14 protein-coding genes are annotated in these 15646 nt (G+C 66.1%); 12 read left to right on the top strand and 2 right to left on the bottom strand.

What is annotated here, in order from left to right:
- The first annotated feature begins 422 nt into the window (after positions 1-422).
- The 11 genes from def (at position 423) to B1C78_RS01235 (ending at position 12945) form a co-directional block, all read left to right on the top strand.
- Positions 423-959 carry a peptide deformylase gene (gene def / locus B1C78_RS01285; RefSeq protein ID WP_077277336.1) on the top strand — a complete coding sequence of 179 codons (537 nt, stop codon included), beginning with the start codon at positions 423-425 and terminating at the stop codon, positions 957-959.
- A 216-nt stretch (positions 960-1175) separates the two neighbouring features.
- Positions 1176-2129: a methionyl-tRNA formyltransferase gene (fmt, locus tag B1C78_RS01280; RefSeq protein ID WP_077277335.1), complete on the top strand. Its 954-nt coding sequence runs from the start codon at positions 1176-1178 to the stop codon at positions 2127-2129.
- A 179-nt stretch (positions 2130-2308) separates the two neighbouring features.
- Complete coding sequence (gene rsmB, locus B1C78_RS01275) at positions 2309-3604, top strand: 16S rRNA (cytosine(967)-C(5))-methyltransferase RsmB (protein ID WP_077277334.1); 1296 nt, start codon at positions 2309-2311, stop codon at positions 3602-3604.
- Complete coding sequence (locus B1C78_RS01270) at positions 3601-4179, top strand: DUF4390 domain-containing protein (RefSeq protein ID WP_245795262.1); 579 nt, start codon at positions 3601-3603, stop codon at positions 4177-4179. Before rsmB ends, B1C78_RS01270 begins: the two co-directional genes overlap by 4 nt.
- On the top strand, positions 4164-6365 hold the full coding sequence (locus B1C78_RS01265; protein WP_077277333.1) for a sensor histidine kinase: 2202 nt from the start codon (positions 4164-4166) through the stop codon (positions 6363-6365). Before B1C78_RS01270 ends, B1C78_RS01265 begins: the two co-directional genes overlap by 16 nt.
- Positions 6362-7738 carry a sigma-54-dependent transcriptional regulator gene (locus tag B1C78_RS01260; RefSeq protein WP_077277332.1) on the top strand — a complete coding sequence of 459 codons (1377 nt, stop codon included), beginning with the start codon at positions 6362-6364 and terminating at the stop codon, positions 7736-7738. Before B1C78_RS01265 ends, B1C78_RS01260 begins: the two co-directional genes overlap by 4 nt.
- Before the next feature lie 42 nt (positions 7739-7780).
- Positions 7781-9154, top strand: coding sequence for a Trk system potassium transporter TrkA (gene trkA / locus B1C78_RS01255; protein ID WP_077277331.1), 1374 nt, complete (start codon positions 7781-7783; stop codon positions 9152-9154).
- 88 nt (positions 9155-9242) lie between these two features.
- Positions 9243-10694, top strand: coding sequence for a TrkH family potassium uptake protein (locus tag B1C78_RS01250; RefSeq protein WP_077277337.1), 1452 nt, complete (start codon positions 9243-9245; stop codon positions 10692-10694).
- Positions 10695-10912: 218 nt separating this feature from the next.
- On the top strand, positions 10913-11503 hold the full coding sequence (locus B1C78_RS01245; RefSeq protein WP_139349763.1) for a class I SAM-dependent methyltransferase: 591 nt from the start codon (positions 10913-10915) through the stop codon (positions 11501-11503).
- A gap of 169 nt (positions 11504-11672) precedes the next feature.
- Positions 11673-12005 (top strand): tetratricopeptide repeat protein, encoded by a 333-nt coding sequence (locus B1C78_RS01240; RefSeq protein ID WP_077277329.1) that lies wholly within the window; start codon positions 11673-11675, stop codon positions 12003-12005.
- Positions 11998-12945, top strand: coding sequence for an LpxL/LpxP family acyltransferase (locus B1C78_RS01235; protein ID WP_077277328.1), 948 nt, complete (start codon positions 11998-12000; stop codon positions 12943-12945). Before B1C78_RS01240 ends, B1C78_RS01235 begins: the two co-directional genes overlap by 8 nt.
- 82 nt (positions 12946-13027) lie before the next feature.
- Here B1C78_RS01235 and B1C78_RS01230 read toward each other — a convergent pair whose 3' ends face one another.
- Together B1C78_RS01230 and B1C78_RS01225 are read right to left on the bottom strand one after the other, a co-directional pair.
- A complete protein-coding gene (locus tag B1C78_RS01230) occupies positions 13028-13909 on the bottom strand; it encodes a lysophospholipid acyltransferase family protein (RefSeq protein WP_077277327.1) in 882 nt (293 codons plus the stop codon).
- A 7-nt stretch (positions 13910-13916) separates the two neighbouring features.
- Positions 13917-14696 (bottom strand): tRNA 2-thiocytidine biosynthesis TtcA family protein, encoded by a 780-nt coding sequence (locus B1C78_RS01225; protein WP_425443949.1) that lies wholly within the window; start codon positions 14694-14696, stop codon positions 13917-13919.
- A 106-nt stretch (positions 14697-14802) separates the two neighbouring features.
- Between B1C78_RS01225 and B1C78_RS01220 the strand changes: the two genes are divergently transcribed.
- Positions 14803-15646 (top strand): nitrate- and nitrite sensing domain-containing protein (locus B1C78_RS01220; protein ID WP_175628195.1); only part of this gene is annotated, 844 nt, incomplete at its 3' end.

Here is a 15646-nt window from a genome sequence, read left to right as displayed (position 1 = left end):
GGGCTCGGGGGCCGGGGCCGGTTCGGGTGCCTTGCTGGCGCATCCGGCGCCCAGGAGCGCTAGAATAAAGACTGCGGCGGACAGGACCTGTCCGATGCGAGGCGAAGTGTTGGCGGACATCAATTCCCCCTGATCAATCGCTTGTTCGATGGCCCGGGTCCCGAAAACCCTGCTCCGGCCAGGTTGAATAGCCCGTGTCCGGCCGCATTATATAGTGTGTCAAGGCTGAACCGGACTCAGCCGGGTTCGGGAACCCTCCGGGGCTCCCTGCCGATCCGCCCGGAAGGCAATAGATCGGCCTGCACTGCCGCTTCCTGAGGGGACGTGGCGGCGCTTTCCCAGTATGATCACAACATTAGCAGAAAAACCTGCACTACTGCACGAATATTCCGCCGAGGCGGAGGAACAGCGGACGAGCGGTCATGGCCACACTAGAAATCCTGCATTTTCCCGATCCCCGACTGCGTAAACGGGCCGAACCCGTGGAGCGGGTGGACGACGACATCCGCCGCCTGGTGGACGACATGCTGGAGACCATGTACGACGCCCCTGGCATCGGTCTCGCCGCCACCCAGGTGAACGTGCAGCGCCAGGTGATCGTGATCGACCTCTCCGAGGAGCGCAACGCGCCGCTGGTGCTGATCAACCCGGAGATCCTCTCGCGCGAGGGCGAAGAGGAGATGGAGGAAGGCTGCCTGTCGGTGCCCGGCTACTACGAGACCGTGCGCCGCGCCGACCACGTGCGCGTGCGGGCCCTGAACCGCGACGGCGAGGCCTTCGAGATGGACGCCGACGGCCTGCTGGCCGTGTGCATCCAGCACGAGATGGATCACCTGGACGGCAAGCTGTTCGTGGACTACCTCTCGCCGCTCAAGCGCAGCCGCATCCAGAAGAAGCTGGAAAAACTGGCCCGCCAGGGCAACCTGCCCAAAAACACCGACCGCCAGCACGCGATTTAGCCAGTTGCATCCCGATCAGCGGCAAGCGGACCCGGTCCCCGGACAGGAAACCCGATGGAATTCATGGCATGGGCCGGAAACGCGGAGGACGCAGAGGCGCGGAGAACGCGGAGCTTTTTGGTCAAGAACGCTCCGCGTTCCACTGCAGGCACATAACGGGGCCCCAGGTGAAGAGACCCCTGATCACCTGGACAGCCACGGCGCCCGAGGTTGAACTTGGATCCCAATCGCAAGCTGCGCATCGTTTATGCCGGGACGCCGGAGTTTGCCGTGCCGGCGCTCCGGGCGCTGATCGATTCACCACACGAGGTGGCGGCGGTCTATACGCAGCCGGACCGGCCGGCGGGGCGGGGGCGCCGGCTTACGCCGAGTCCGGTGAAGCGGCTCGCCCTGGAGCACGGGATTTCGGTGGAGCAGCCCCAGCGGCTCAAGCCGCCGGAGGCGCAGGCCCGACTGCGGGACTACACGCCGGACGTGATGGTGGTGGCCGCCTACGGGCTGATCCTGCCCAAGGGCGTGCTGGACATCCCCGTGCACGGCTGTCTCAACATCCATGCCTCCCTGTTGCCCCGCTGGCGAGGTGCCGCCCCCATCCAGCGGGCGATCCTGGCCGGGGACACCGAGACGGGTGTGACCCTCATGCAGATGGCCCCGGGGCTGGATACCGGCGACATGTTGCTCAAGTCATCAACGCCCATCGGCCCGACGGATACGGCCCAGACCCTGCATGACCGGCTGGCGACGCAGGGAGCGGAGATCCTTATCCGGGGGCTCGAGGACCTGGTGGCAGGCCGCCTGACCCCGGAGCCCCAGGACGATTCGCTCGCCACCTATGCCGACAAGCTCACCAAGGCCGAGGCGGACCTGGACTGGTTCCTGCCGGCCGCACTGCTGGATCGCATGGTGCGCGCCTTCAACCCCTGGCCGGTGGCGTTCACGAACCTGGACGGACAAACCGTGCGCATCTGGGAAGCGCAGCCGGTGGATTCCGCCGTCACCGCCACACCGGGCACAGTGGTCGCCGAGGGCCCCGAAGGCATCGACGTGGCCACCGGCGAGGGCCTGCTGCGCCTGACCCGCGTCCAGTTTCCGGGGGGGAAGCCGCTGACCGCCGCGCAGGTGCTGAACAGCCGGTCACTGTTGGGAAAAAGGATGAAGGTGGAAGGATGAAGGTTGAATGAAAACACCCCCCCCTCTGAAAGGATGAAGGATGAAGGTTGAAGGTTGAAGGTTGAAGGTTGAATGAAAACACCCCTCCCTGGGCCTCAGCATGAGGGGAGGGGATTGAGGGGGGTGCGCTTTGCCTTCATCCTTCATCCTTCATCCTTCATCCTTCATCCTTCCAAAAAATGTCCCCCCGCCAGATCGCCCTCAAGGTCCTCCACAAGGTCGCCGTCAGCGGTGCGTCGCTGTCGGATGCGCTGCCACCGCTGCTGGCCGGTCTGCCTGACCGGGACCGTGCGTTTGTCCAGGCGCTGTGCTTCACGACCCTGCGCTGGCATCACCAGCTGGAGGCGCTTTCCCGCACCCTGTTGAGCAAACCGTTGCGCGCAAAGGATCGTGACGTCGGCCTGTTGCTGGAGATGGGGTTGTGTGAACTGCTGCATCTGCGCACGCCGGATTACGCGGCCGTTCGGGAAACGGCGGGGCTCGCGCGCGCGTCGGGCAAGCCGTGGGTGGTGGGGCTGATCAATGCGGTGCTGCGCCGGGTGCAGCGGGAGGGGCCGGCGCTGCTGGAGACGGTCAACCGGGACCCCGCCGCGCGCCTGTCCCTGCCCGGGTGGCTGCTCGAGGCGCTGCAATCCGCCTGGCCCCAGGAGTGGGAGGCTCTGGGCGAGGCGCTCAACCGTCAGGCACCCATGACCCTGCGCGTAAACGGCTCGCGCACGGATCGGGATACGTATGCCGCGCAGCTGCAGGCGGCCGGCCTGGCCGCCCGGGCGCATCCGGCGGTCGCTTCGGCCCTTGAACTCGACACACCGGTGGACGTGGCACAACTGCCCGGGTTTGGCGAGGGGCTGGTATCGGTCCAGGATGCCGCCGCCCAGCTCGCCGCGCCCCTGCTGGAATGCCGCGCGGGCATGCGCGTGCTCGATGCCTGCGCCGCGCCCGGCGGAAAGACGCTGCATCTGCTGGAATCCACTGAGGGGCGGCTGGATCTGACGGCGGTGGACGCGGATACCGCGCGCCTGGAACGCGTGCGCGAGAATCTCGCCCGCGGCGGATACGGCGCGCGGCTGGTGGCAGGCGACGCGTCGCACCCGGAACAATGGCACTCGGGGCCGCTCTATGATCGTATCCTGCTGGATGCGCCGTGCTCCGCCACCGGTGTGATCCGCCGTCATCCGGACATCAAGGTGCTTCGCAGGGAGACAGACATCACAGCCCTGGCACAACGTCAGGCGCAGTTGCTGAACGCTCTCTGGCCCCTGCTGGCCCCGGGGGGTATGCTCTTGTATGCCACTTGTTCCCTGCTGCCGCAGGAAAACGCGGAGCAGATCCGCGCCTTCCTGCACACGCATCCGGATGCGGCGGAATCCCCGATCTGCGGTGGCTGGGGGCGTCCCGGTCCGCCCGGTCGTCAGATCCTTGCCGGTGAGCAGGACATGGACGGCTTCTACTATGCCAGGCTGACGAAGAGTTGATCATTGCCCCCGGACATACCCTGCGCCTGGCCGGCCTGCTGCTCGCGGGATGGTTGATGGCGAGCCCCGGCGTCGCGGCCGAGCACGAGCCGCCGTTCTCCGTCGACTTCGCGCGCACGCAACTGGTGGACGGGGTCTACCAGCTCAACGCCGGCATTCGTTATGAATTGAGCCCCGCCCTTTTCGACGCGCTGCACAACGGGGTGACCCTGGTCTTCGAGGTTCAGGTGGACATCCACCGGCTGCGCGCCTGGTGGCTGGACGCCCACGTGGCCACGGTGACCCAGCGTTACAGGCTCGAGTATCACGCCCTCAGCCGCCTCTACCTGGTCACCCATCTCAACACCGGCGTGCAGCAGAGCTTCTTCCGCTTTTCGTCGGTGCTGGCGTTTCTGGGCGAACTTGATGCGGTGCCCCTGCTGGACGCGAGCCTGCTGGACAGCGATAGTGAATACGAGGGCCGCCTGAGGGCGCGCCTGGCCGTGGACGCCCTGCCCCTGCCGTTGCGGGTGCGGGCTTTCCTGTCGCCGGACTGGAGTCCGGCGAGTGACTGGTACACATGGTCGCTGCGCTGAAACGATTGTCCGTGGGATTGCTGCCGATGGCGGTGATCTTCGTGTTGCTCCTGGCGTCGCTGTACGTCATGGGGGATGCTGCGCGCCACTCGGCCCGTTTCGAGCGCCTCTACATCTGGCTGCTGCTGTTCAACACCCTGGCACTGGTGTTCCTTGCCGTGCTCATCGGCACCAAGGTCTACCAGGCCATCCGCCAGGTCGTGCACCGCGAGCCCGGCTCGCGTCTCACCCTCAAGCTGGTGGTCATCTTCGTGGTGCTGGCGCTCGCTCCGGTGTCCATCGTGTACTACTTCTCGATGAAGTTCCTCGACGAGGGCATCGACAGCTGGTTCGACGTGCGCGTGGAGAAGGCGCTGGAGGACGCCCTGGAACTGTCGCGAACCTCACTGGACCTGCGCACCCGCCAGCTCACGCGCCAGACCGAGGGTCTGGTGGATGACCTGGTGGACATCTCCGAGTCGCTCGCCCCGCTCACGCTTAATGACCTGCGCCAGCGTAGCGGCGCCGTCGAGCTCACGCTCATTGGCAGCAACAACCGCATCGTGGCCTCCAGCATAGGCGACACCCTGCGTCGCCTGCCGAGCCTGCCCAGCCAGGAGGTCTTCCTGGTGCTGGCCCAGCGCCAGACCTATGCGGCGCTGGAACCCGTCTATGACACGGGCCTTTACATTCGCGTGGTGGTGGCCGTGCCCGCACCGCGACCCGGGGAGGAGGGCCGCATCCTGCAGGCCATCTACCCGGTGGAGGGCCGCATGAGCGCGCTGGCCGACAGCGTCCAGGACGCCTTCTCCGAATACAAGGAGTTCGCCTACCTGCGCGAACCCCTAAAGCAGAGCTTTGCCATCACGCTTTCCCTGGCCCTGCTCGTGTCCGTGCTGGCCGCCATCTGGGCGGCGTTCTACTCGGCCGGCCGTCTGGTGGCGCCCATCCGCGAACTGGCCGAGGGCACGCGTCTGGTGGCGGCGGGCGAATACCACAAGAGGTTGCCGGTCAGCCAGCGCGACGAGCTGGGCTTCCTGGTGCGCTCGTTCAATGCCATGACCGCCACGCTGGCCGCCACCCGGGACGAGGCGGAACGCAGCAGGCGCCTCGCCGAGAGTCAGCGCGCCTACCTTCAGACGGTTTTGCAGCACCTGTCCTCCGGCGTGATCACCCTCGACCACCAGGGCGTGCTTCGCACCGCCAACACGGCCGCCGCGCTGATTCTCGAAGCGGACCTGGATGAGCTTGCGGGACGTTCGCTGGCCGATATCGGCCATGGCAACGCGCTGGTGGAGCGTTTCCACGAGCAGATCGTGCCGCTGATCCACCGCGAAGACCACGAATGGCACGCACAGATCACCCTGTTCGGCACCGGCGGACGCAAGGTGCTCATGTGCCGCGGCGTGGCCCTGCCGGCGGAGAGCGGCTCGCGTGGCGGCATCGTGATCGTGTTCGACGACATCACCGCTCTCCTGCAGGCGCAGCGCGACGCGGCCTGGGGCGAAGTGGCGCGACGGCTCGCCCACGAGATCAAGAATCCGCTCACGCCCATCCAGCTCTCCGCCGAACGCCTGCAACGCAAGCTGCTGCCGCACATGGACACGGATCAGGCCCGCATCCTTCAACGCGCCACTCACACCATCGTCCAGCAGGTGGAGGCCATGAAGAAGATGGTCAACGCCTTCGGGGATTACGCCCGGACCCCGCAGATGGCAGTGACGCCTCTCAACCTCAACGCCCTGGTGCGCGAGGTGGCGGACCTTTACGGCAGTGAACGGCGACGCCTGAAGCTCAAGCTGGCGGACGACTTGCCCGACATCCAGGCCGACGCCGGGCGCATGCGCCAGCTGCTGCACAATCTGATCAAGAACGGGCTGGAAGCGCTCGACGGTGTGAAGGACCCACGGCTGGAGATCGAAACCCGTTGCGTGCGCGAGGCGCGATGCACGGTGGTGGAGTTGTCCGTGCGTGACAACGGCCCGGGGCTGCCGGAGGAGTTCATGCCGCGGCTGTTCGAACCCTACGTGACCAGCAAGCCCAAGGGCACCGGTCTCGGGCTTGCCATCGTCAAGAAGATCGTGGAGGAGCACCATGGCATGGTCTGGGCGGAGAACCGCCGCAAGGGCGGGGCCTGCATCACGCTGCGCCTGCCCGTGAGCAGCGGGGTCGTCGCCGATCGTGAAGATGCCCGGGAGGCGGTATGACCGGATCCGCCATCCTGGTGGTGGATGACGAGCCCGACATCCGCACGCTGGTGCAGGAGATCCTGGAAGACGAGGGTTACGAGGTGGAGACGGCATCCACCCTCGAGGAGGCGCGTGTATTCACTCAGGACCGCACGCCCGCCCTGGTGCTGCTGGACATCTGGATGCCGGACGGAGACGGCATCTCGCTGCTCAAGGAATGGAAGGCGGGCGGCACCCTGGCTTTCCCGGTGGTCATCATGTCCGGGCACGGATCCGTGGAGACGGCCGTGGAAGCCACCCGGCTGGGCGCCTACGATTTCCTGGAAAAACCGCTCTCGCTGGCGAAGCTGATCCTCACGGTGTCCCGGGCCCTGGAGGCCGACCGCCTCGCCCGGGAGAATCTGGGCCTGCGTCAGCAGCTGGAGCGTTCCGCCTACCCGGAGGGCGAGAGCCGTGTCATGCAGGACCTGCGCGCCCAGGTACGGCGCATCGCGCAGCACGACACCTGGGTGCTGGTCAGCGGCGAGGCGGGCACCGGCAAGCAGACCTTCGCCCGCTACCTGCACAGCCAGAGCAACCGAAGCGCGCGACCCTTTGTCGAGGTGGCGGTGGCCTCGCTGGCGCCCGACGAATCCGCCGTGGAACTGCTGGGCCAGGAACAGGGCGATCGTGTCCGCCAGGGTCTGCTGGAGCGCGCCCATGGCGGCATCCTGTTTCTCGACGAGGTGGCGGACATGGACCTGCAGGTGCAGGGGCGCCTGCTCAACGCGCTGGAACAGCGCAGCATCACGCGGGTCGGTGGCAGCGAACCCGTGGCCGTGGACGTTCGCGTGGTGGCCGCCACGCAGCGGGACCTGGAGGAACTGGTACGCGAGGACGCATTCCGGGAGGACCTGTATTACCGGCTCAGCGTGGTGCCCCTGAAGATCCCGCCGTTGCGCGAGCACCTGGAGGACGTCCCGGTGCTGGTGGATCATTTCGTGGCCAGCCTTCATGAACGCGAGGGCCTGCCGCTGCGGCGTTTCACGTCCGATGCCATTCAGCGCCTGCGCCACCACGACTGGCCCGGCAACGTGCGCGAACTGCGCAGCGTGGTGCAGCGGCTGCTGATCCTGGGCAGCGGCGACGACGTCTCGGGCAGCGAGGTGGAGTTCGCGCTCTCCGGGCGCGGCCTGCGCGGCACGTCGGAAACCGTGGGTCCGATATCGACGGATCTGCCCCTGCGCGAGGCGAGGGAGGAATTCGAACGCGGCTACCTCCTGCAACAGCTGGAACGGGCCGAGGGCAACATGACGCGGCTGGCGGAACGCGTCGGGCTGGAGCGCACTCACCTGTACCGCAAGCTCAAGGCCCTGGGCATCGAACCGCGCAAGAGCCGGAGCGATAACTGATAGAATGCACCGGCCGATTCGCTTCGCTGAGGGCCGCGCCCAATGAAAATAATCATCCTCGGCGCCGGGCAGGTGGGGGCATCCGTCGCTCACAGCCTCGCCCACGAGGCCAACGACATCACGGTCGTGGATGTGCGCTCCGACATCCTGCGGGAGTTGCAGGGGCGCCTGGACCTGCGAGGCGTCACGGGTGTCGCCTCACACCCGGACGTGCTGGCACAGGCGGGCGCCAAGGATGCGGACATGATTGTCGCGGTCACCAACAGCGACGAGACCAACATGATCGCCTGCCAGGTGGCCTACACGCTGTTCCACACCCCCACCAAGATCGCGCGCGTGCGCGCCGCCGAGTATCTCAGCCGCAGCGAGCTGTTTTCCCAGGACGCCCTGCCCATCGACGTGCTCATCAGCCCCGAGGAGCTGGTGACCAATTACATCCGGCGACTCATCGAGCACCCGGGCAGCCTGCAGGTCCTGGATTTCGCCGACGGCAAGGTGCAGCTGGTGGCGGCCCGGGCCTACTATGGCGGCCCGCTGGTGGGCCACGAGCTGCGCGAACTGACCGAGCACATGCCCGGTATCCAGACCCGCGTGGCCGCCATCTTTCGGCGCAACACCCCCATCTTCCCCAAGGGTGACACCATCATCGAGGCCGACGACGAGGTGTTCTTCGTCGCGGCGAAGAAGAACATCCGCGCCGTCACCAGCGAGCTGCGCAAACTGGACAAGCCCTACAAGCGCGTAATCATCGCCGGCGGCGGAAACATCGGACGGCGCCTCGCCCAGGCGCTCGCGCCCAAGTACCAGGTCAAACTTATCGAGCACAACAAGGAGCGCACCAAGGAACTCTCCGAGGTGCTGAACGACGTGATCGTGCTCCGTGGCGACGCCGCCGACGAGGATCTGCTGCTGGAGGAGAACATCGACAACACGGACGTCTTCTGCGCACTCACCAACGACGACGAGGCCAACATCCTCTCCGCCATGCTGGCCAAGCGCCTGGGGGCCAAGAAGGTGATGTCCATCATCAACCGTCCCAGCTACGTGGACCTGGTCGAGAGCGGCGCCATCGACATCGCCATCTCGCCTCAGCAGGTGACCATCGGCGCGCTGCTCGCCCACGTGCGACGCGGTGATGTGGTGGCGGTGCACAGCCTGCGCCGCGGCGCCGCCGAGGCCATCGAGGCCGTCGCCCATGGGGACTCGAAGACCTCAAAGGTGGTGGGCCGGCGCATCGATGAACTCAAGCTGCCGAAAGGGTGCAACATCGGCGCCCTGGTGCGCGGTGACGAGGTGATCATCCCCCATCACGACACCGTCATAGAGACCGAGGATCACGTCATCCTGTTCCTGGTGGACAAGCGCCGCATCACCGAAGTCGAGCGCCTCTTCGCCGTGAGCGTTACGTTCCTATGAAGACGAAGGTACAAGGGAAAAAGTACAAGGTACAAGGAAACAGGTTTTTTCCCTTGTGCCTTTGCCCTTGGACCTTGTCCCTGCCTTCATGCAACTAACCGTCATCCAGCGCGTCCTCGGCCTGCTGATCATGCTGTTCAGCGTGGCGATGCTTCCGCCGGCCCTGGTGGGGTGGATCTATGGCGAGGCGGCCATGTGGCCGTTCCTGGAAGCATTCGGGCTGTTGCTGCTGGTCGGCTTCGTGATCTGGGCGCCAGTGTACAAGGTACGCCGGGACCTGCGGCTGCGCGACGGTTTCGTCGTGGTGTTCATGTTCTGGATGGTGCTGGGCGTGTTCGGGGCCTTGCCCCTGTACCTGGACCGGTCGCTGGACATCTCCGTCACCGATGCGGTGTTCGAGTCCATGTCGGGCCTGACCACGACCGGTGCGACGGTCATCTCGGGCCTCGACCACCTCCCGAAGGCCATCCTTTTCTACCGCCAGCAGCTGCAGTGGATGGGCGGCATGGGCATCATCGTGCTCGCCGTGGCCATCCTGCCCATGCTGGGTGTGGGCGGCATGCAGCTCTATCGCGCGGAGATGCCGGGGCCTGTCAAGGACACCAAGCTCACGCCACGCATCACCGAAACCGCCAAGGCGCTGTGGTACCTGTACCTGGGGTTCACCGTGGCCTGTGCCCTGGGATACTGGTTCGCCGGCATGACACCCTTCGATGCCATTGCGCACAGCTTCTCCACCGTCTCACTCGGGGGGTTCTCCACCTACGACGCCAGTATCGGGCACTTCGACAGCGCCGCCATCGAGGCGGTCGCCGTGGTGTTCATCCTGCTTGGCGGGATCAACTTCGCGCTGCACTTTCTGGGCTGGCGCCACCTGTCGGTGCGCCACTACTGGCAGGATGCGGAGTTTCGCACCTATCTGAAGATCATCGGTGTCGTGGCGGTCGTATGCGTCGGCTACCTGTACTACACGGCCACCACCGGCGGGTGGTCCGACAGCCTGCGCCAGGGGATCTTTCACGCGGTCTCCATCAGCACCACCACCGGGTACACCACTGCGGAGTTTTTCCTCTGGCCCGGTTTCCTGCCCGTGCTCTTGATCTTCGCCAGCTTCATCGGCGCCTGCGCGGCCTCCACCGGCGGCGGCATCAAGGTGATCCGTGCGCTTTTGCTGCTCAAGCAGGGGCAGCGCGAGGTCATGCGCCTCGTGCACCCCAACGCCGAGATCGCCGTGAAGGTGGGCAACAGCCCGCTGTCCGACCGCGTGATCGAGGCGGTGTGGGGATTCTTCTCCGCCTACGTGGCCGTGTTCGCCATCATCATGCTGGCACTCATGGCCTCCGGGCTCGACCAGGTGACCGCCTTCTCAGCCGTGGCCGCGACGCTCAACAACCTGGGCCCGGGGCTAGGCGACGTAGGCGCCAACTACGCGGGGATCAGCGACTTCGCCAAGTGGATGCTGTGCCTCGCCATGGTGATGGGCCGCCTCGAGATCTTCACCGTGCTGGTGCTGCTGACGCCGGCTTTCTGGCGCAACTGAGATTTTTAATGGACAGGATGAACAGGATATTTGAGGATTTACAGGATAAAGACAAAAAGGCTTTGAGGCAGAAAACATGCTGCAGATGATGATTCTTTTATAAGGTCTGTCAATTCTGTAAGTCATATTTAATCCTCTCCAATACGTTTTCATCCTGTTAATCCCGAAGAATCCTGTTCATCCTGTCCATTCAATACCGATATAACCTGCCCGATTCGATGCACGAAAAATGGGATACCCGTTACCGTGACGCGGACGTGAGCGAGGCTCGTCCGTGTCGTGTGTTGGCGGAGTTTGCGCACCTGCTGCCCGAACGGGGCCGGGCGCTCGATCTCGCCGCAGGCCTCGGCGGCAACGCGAAGCTGCTGGCAGAAGCCGGGCTCGATACCGAGGCCTGGGACATCTCGCCCGTGGCAGTGGAGAAACTCAATGAATACGCCCGTACTCGCGGATTGCCTCTCGAGGCCGTGGTGCGCGACGTGGAGAACGCGCCCCCCGTGGAACATTCCTTCGATGTGATCGTGGTGTCGCGTTTTCTGGAGCGTCCCCTTGTCCCGGCGCTCATCGGTGCCCTGCGCCCCGGGGGCCTGGTCTTCTACGAAACCTTCACCCGTGAGAAAGTGGACGAGACCGGGCCGTCCAACCCCGATTTCCGGCTCGCGCCCAACGAACTGCTCACGCTCTTCTCGCCCTTGCGTCTTGTGGCCTACCGGGAGGAGGGGGTCATCGGGGATACCGGTCGGGGCTGGCGCAACGAGGCGATGCTCATTGGAATGAAGGTCGATCAACCACCCCCTTTGAAAGGATGAAGGTTGAAGGTTGAAGGTTGAATGAAACCACCCCCTCTGGAAGGATGAAGGATGAAGGTTGAAGGTTGAATGAAACCACCCCTCCCTGGCCCTCCCCGTGAGGGGAGGGGATTGAGGGGTTTGCCTTCATCCTTCATCCTTCATCCTTCATCCTTAAACTTACCCCCCTATGTCCATGATCGAACAATTCCAAGCCATGCTCGATGCCGGGCAGGACAACGCCATGCTCCGGTTCTCCCTGGGCAACGCACTGCTGGGCGAAGGGCGTGCCGCCGAGGCGGTGGAACACCTGCGCGCCGCCGTCGGCCATGATCCGAAGTACTCCGCCGCGTGGAAGCTGCTCGGCAAGGCGCTGGCCGAAAGCGGTGATCATCGCGCGGCTATCGAGGCCTTCGACCAAGGCATTGCCGTGGCGGAGGAGAAGGGCGACAAGCAGGCCGCCAAGGAGATGCAGGTGTTCCGGCGCCGGGCGGAGAAGCAGATGGGCGGTGCCGATGGCTGAAGCCCGGTCCGCCCCCGCGCAAGCCTATCGCGCCCCCTTCCACGCCGGACTCCTGCACCCCCGCCACTGGCCCACCTGGGCGGGCCTCGGGCTCGTTGCGCTGATCAGCGTTCTGCCCCGACCCGCTGTACGTGCGCTGGCCCGAGCGCTGGCGGCGCTTATGTGGCGCTTCGCCCCGAAGCAGCGACACATCGCCGAGGTCAATCTGCGTCTGTGTTTCCCGGAACTGGATGAGGTAGCGCGGGCGGATCTGCTGCGCGGGCATTTTCGTGTCACCGCCCAGTGCTTCCTCGACTACGGGATGCTCTGGTTCCGCGGCCCGCAGGTGCACGCGCGGCGCATCCGCCTGAGCGGCGAAGCGCACTACCGGGCCTGCCGCGAGGCCGGGCGCCCGGTCATCATGCTGGCACCGCATACACCGGCGCTGGATTTCGGCGGGCTGCGCATGAGCCAGCTATACGACGGCGTCTCCTTCGCAAAACCCATGAAGAACCCGGTGGTGGAATGGATCAACCACCGCAGCCGCACCCAGTACAGCGGCGACATCTTTGCCCGGGAACAGGGTCTTCGCCCGGCCCTGCGCCATATCAGGAACGGCCGCTTCTTCTATTACCTGCCCGACGAGGACCTGGGCCCGGAGCACTCCGTGTTCGCGCCCTTCTTCGGCGTGCCCAAGGCCACCCTGCCCGCGCTCGGGCGCCTGGCGAAGCTCACCGGCGCCGCCGTGTTGCCGAGCTTCAGCATCTACCTGCCCGAAGAAGACATCTACGAACTGCGCCTCGAGGCGCCCATGCCGGATTTCCCCACCGGCGATCCGGTGGAGGACGCCGGTCGCATGAACGCCGCCATCGAGGCCGCCATCCGCCGCCACCCCGAGCAGTACTTGTGGACCCTGCGGTTTTTCAAGACGCGGCCTGCGGGAGAGAAGCGGGTCTATTGAAGTGGGAAGGAGCGCCCGTAGGTCGGCCTTCAGGCCGACTGCTGTGGCTTCGATGACCCGCAATGTCGGCCTGAAGGCCGACCTACATCTCGTTCGCTTCGTTGCCCTTGGTCTTGCGTGAGAAGCGCCTGTAACTCCACGCATACTGCTCCGGACACTGCCGCACCAGCGTCTCCACCGCACGGTTGACCGCGGCGGCGGCCACCTGCGGATCCGGGTCGTAGAGTTCCTCGGATGCGGGTATCACGTGGTAGCGGTAGCCGCCACCGCGAGGCAGACGCTCGGCGAAGCCGAAGAGCACGGGCGTGCGCCCCGGCGCCGCAAGGCGCGGGAGCAGCACCATGGTGTAGGCCGGGTGGCCGAAGAAGGGGGCGAACACGCCGCTCGCCCCCTTGGGCGTCTGATCCGGCAGCATGCCGATGAACTCGCCCCGCTCCAGCGCCCGACGCAGGGCCTTGATGCCACCGGGTGTCGTGGGTACGAGGCGCGCACCCGTGGCTTCACGGGAGGCGCGCAACAGGCCGTCCAGGGTCCTGATCCGGGGCGGGCGGTACAGGCTGGTCATGGGGCCGAGCGTGGCCAGATGCAGGCCGGCGAACTCCCAGCTTCCCAGATGGGGGGATACGAGGAACGCCCCGCGCTCCTCGGCGATGGCGTTGTCCAGATGAGCCTGTCCCTCCATCCCCCTGAGCAGGCCACGGATGCGTTGGGGGCCTGCACGCCACAGCCAGGGCGCCTCGGTGAGCGCCTTGCCGGTCTCCATCAGACTTGTCCGGGCGACACGTCGTTGCCATGCCGCATCTCGCTCCGGAAAACAGCGCGCCAGGTTGGCCAGGGAGACACGCCGCAGGCGCGTGGGCAGGACCCAGGCGATCCAGCCCAGGGAGGCACCGACGGCATGATTGAGCGCCAGAGGCAGCCGGGCCAGCAGGCCCAGCATGGCGCGCAGCAGGAATTCCCCCATGGACCGGTCAGGCCTGTCGGCGCACCGGCGCGGCCGGCGCCTGCGGGATGTCCTCCAGACCTTCGGACATGAGGGGCCTGAGCGTGGAGAGCAGATTGCGGAACAGACGCGGGAGCTGCGCCTCCTCGCGGGCCAGCAGCTCCTTCATGTGCTGGCGCTGGGTGGGCATGTCAAAGCAGGCCGGGCAGTTCTCGCTGATCACCGGCAGCCCGGCCGCACGGGCGAAGTCCGCGGTCTGGCGCTCGCGCACGTAGACCAGGGGGCGGATGACGCGCAGGTCCCCGGCGTCGATGCAGTAATGGGCCTTCATGGTCTTGAGGCGCCCGCCGTGGAAGGCGCTCATGAGAAAGCTCTCCGCCAGATCGTCCAGGTGCTGCGCCATGGCGATCACGTTGAAGCCGTGCTCCCGTGCGGTGCGGTACATCAGGCCGCGTTTCATGCGCGAGCAGAAGGCGCAGTAGGAGTCGTTGTCCATGTGTTCCGTCGCAAGCTTCATGATGGGCTCGCGCACGTAGTGGTACTCGACCCCCAGCGACTTCATGTAGGGGATCAGCGGCGAGGGGTCGAAGGCCTCGCTCTGGGGGTCGATGGTCACCGCCGCCAGATCGAAGCGCACCGGTGCACGCCGCTGAAAGTGGTGCAGCAGATGCAGCAGGCTCAGGGAGTCCTTGCCGCCGGAGAGGCCCAGCAGCACCCGGTCGCCGTCGGCGATCATGCGGAAATCGCCCAGCGCCTTGCCGGTGAGGCGGATCAGGGACTTGGGGGGTGCGGCGAATGCGTTCATCAGGTGACCGAAGATACGTGGCGCCGGGCGTCCGGGCAACCCTGTGGGGACGCACTGGAACGGAGTTTGCTTTGGTTTTTCTCCAACGAGGAAAACCAGGGAAACCCAGATGTCACAGACACAAGCCCGGGACGCGGTCCGCTTCCTGATGGCCGCCCGGCAGTGCGAGATCCAGAGCCTCAGGCATCTGCTGGCGGCGGGCCGCCTGGTGCTGGCCGTNNCAGGCGGCCGGTGTTACCGGGAGCCGCTGGAGGATTACACCCGCGAGGCGGTCGGCGCCGAGGCCGAACTGCGCGAGCGCCTGGAAGGCTGGCTGGACCAGGAACGCTGTCCCCATGGCTGCGCGCGCCTGTTTGCCCGGCTCGCCATAGTGCTTCAGGGTCTGGCGGGCCTTCCGGACCTGCGCGCCCGCATTCGCGCCTGCCGCATCGAGACGCAGCCTGCCATGGGCAGCTTCAACGAGCTTATCCGCGGATTGCTGGCGGTGGTGTTCGAGGCCGCGGACGCCGCCACCGATCCGCAGATCTCCCGGGCACTGGTGGCCCTGTTCAACTTCATGCAGGGCAAGGAGCTGGCCGGACAGGAGCGGGCCATCGGCGCCGCCGGGTTCAGCCAGGGCGGTTTCTTCGAGGGGCTCAGGCAGGCCCTGCTGCACCGCATCGACGCCCAGGAGCGCTGCTTCCAGGTGTTCACGGAGTTCTGCGACCCCGGTTCCCTGGCCGCCTGGCAACAGGCACTGGCGGCACCCCACACCGGGGAGGTGGAACGGCTGCGGCGCATCGCATGCACCCGGCAGGTGCCGGACGCGGACGGCGTGGAGCTGGCCAAGATCTGGTTCGAACAGACCACCCTCCGAATCGACGCCATGAAGCGCGTCGAGGAGGGCCTGGAGGCACACCTCCAGCAGTTGTGCGAGTCGCGCATCGAACGCGTCGGCTCGGAACTGGCCGCGG

The sequence above is a fragment of the Thioalkalivibrio denitrificans genome (genome assembly GCF_002000365.1).
Classification (GTDB): domain Bacteria; phylum Pseudomonadota; class Gammaproteobacteria; order Ectothiorhodospirales; family Ectothiorhodospiraceae; genus Thioalkalivibrio_A; species Thioalkalivibrio_A denitrificans.
The sequence above is the reverse complement of the archived record's forward strand: the minus strand, read 5'-3'. Positions and strand labels throughout refer to the sequence as shown.

Excerpts from the sequence above, each read along its gene's own strand:
- def (WP_077277336.1), top strand. The coding sequence starts at position 423 with ATGGCCACACTAGAAATCCTGCATTTTCCCGATCCCCGACTGCGTAAA.
- rsmB (WP_077277334.1), top strand. The coding sequence starts at position 2,309 with ATGTCCCCCCGCCAGATCGCCCTCAAGGTCCTCCACAAGGTCGCCGTC.
- B1C78_RS01265 (WP_077277333.1), top strand. The coding sequence starts at position 4,164 with ATGGTCGCTGCGCTGAAACGATTGTCCGTGGGATTGCTGCCGATGGCG.
- B1C78_RS01260 (WP_077277332.1), top strand. The coding sequence starts at position 6,362 with ATGACCGGATCCGCCATCCTGGTGGTGGATGACGAGCCCGACATCCGC.
- trkA (WP_077277331.1), top strand. The coding sequence starts at position 7,781 with ATGAAAATAATCATCCTCGGCGCCGGGCAGGTGGGGGCATCCGTCGCT.
- B1C78_RS01250 (WP_077277337.1), top strand. The coding sequence starts at position 9,243 with ATGCAACTAACCGTCATCCAGCGCGTCCTCGGCCTGCTGATCATGCTG.
- B1C78_RS01245 (WP_139349763.1), top strand. The coding sequence starts at position 10,913 with ATGCACGAAAAATGGGATACCCGTTACCGTGACGCGGACGTGAGCGAG.
- B1C78_RS01240 (WP_077277329.1), top strand. The coding sequence starts at position 11,673 with ATGTCCATGATCGAACAATTCCAAGCCATGCTCGATGCCGGGCAGGAC.
- B1C78_RS01235 (WP_077277328.1), top strand. The coding sequence starts at position 11,998 with ATGGCTGAAGCCCGGTCCGCCCCCGCGCAAGCCTATCGCGCCCCCTTC.
- B1C78_RS01230 (WP_077277327.1), bottom strand. The coding sequence starts at position 13,909 with ATGGGGGAATTCCTGCTGCGCGCCATGCTGGGCCTGCTGGCCCGGCTG.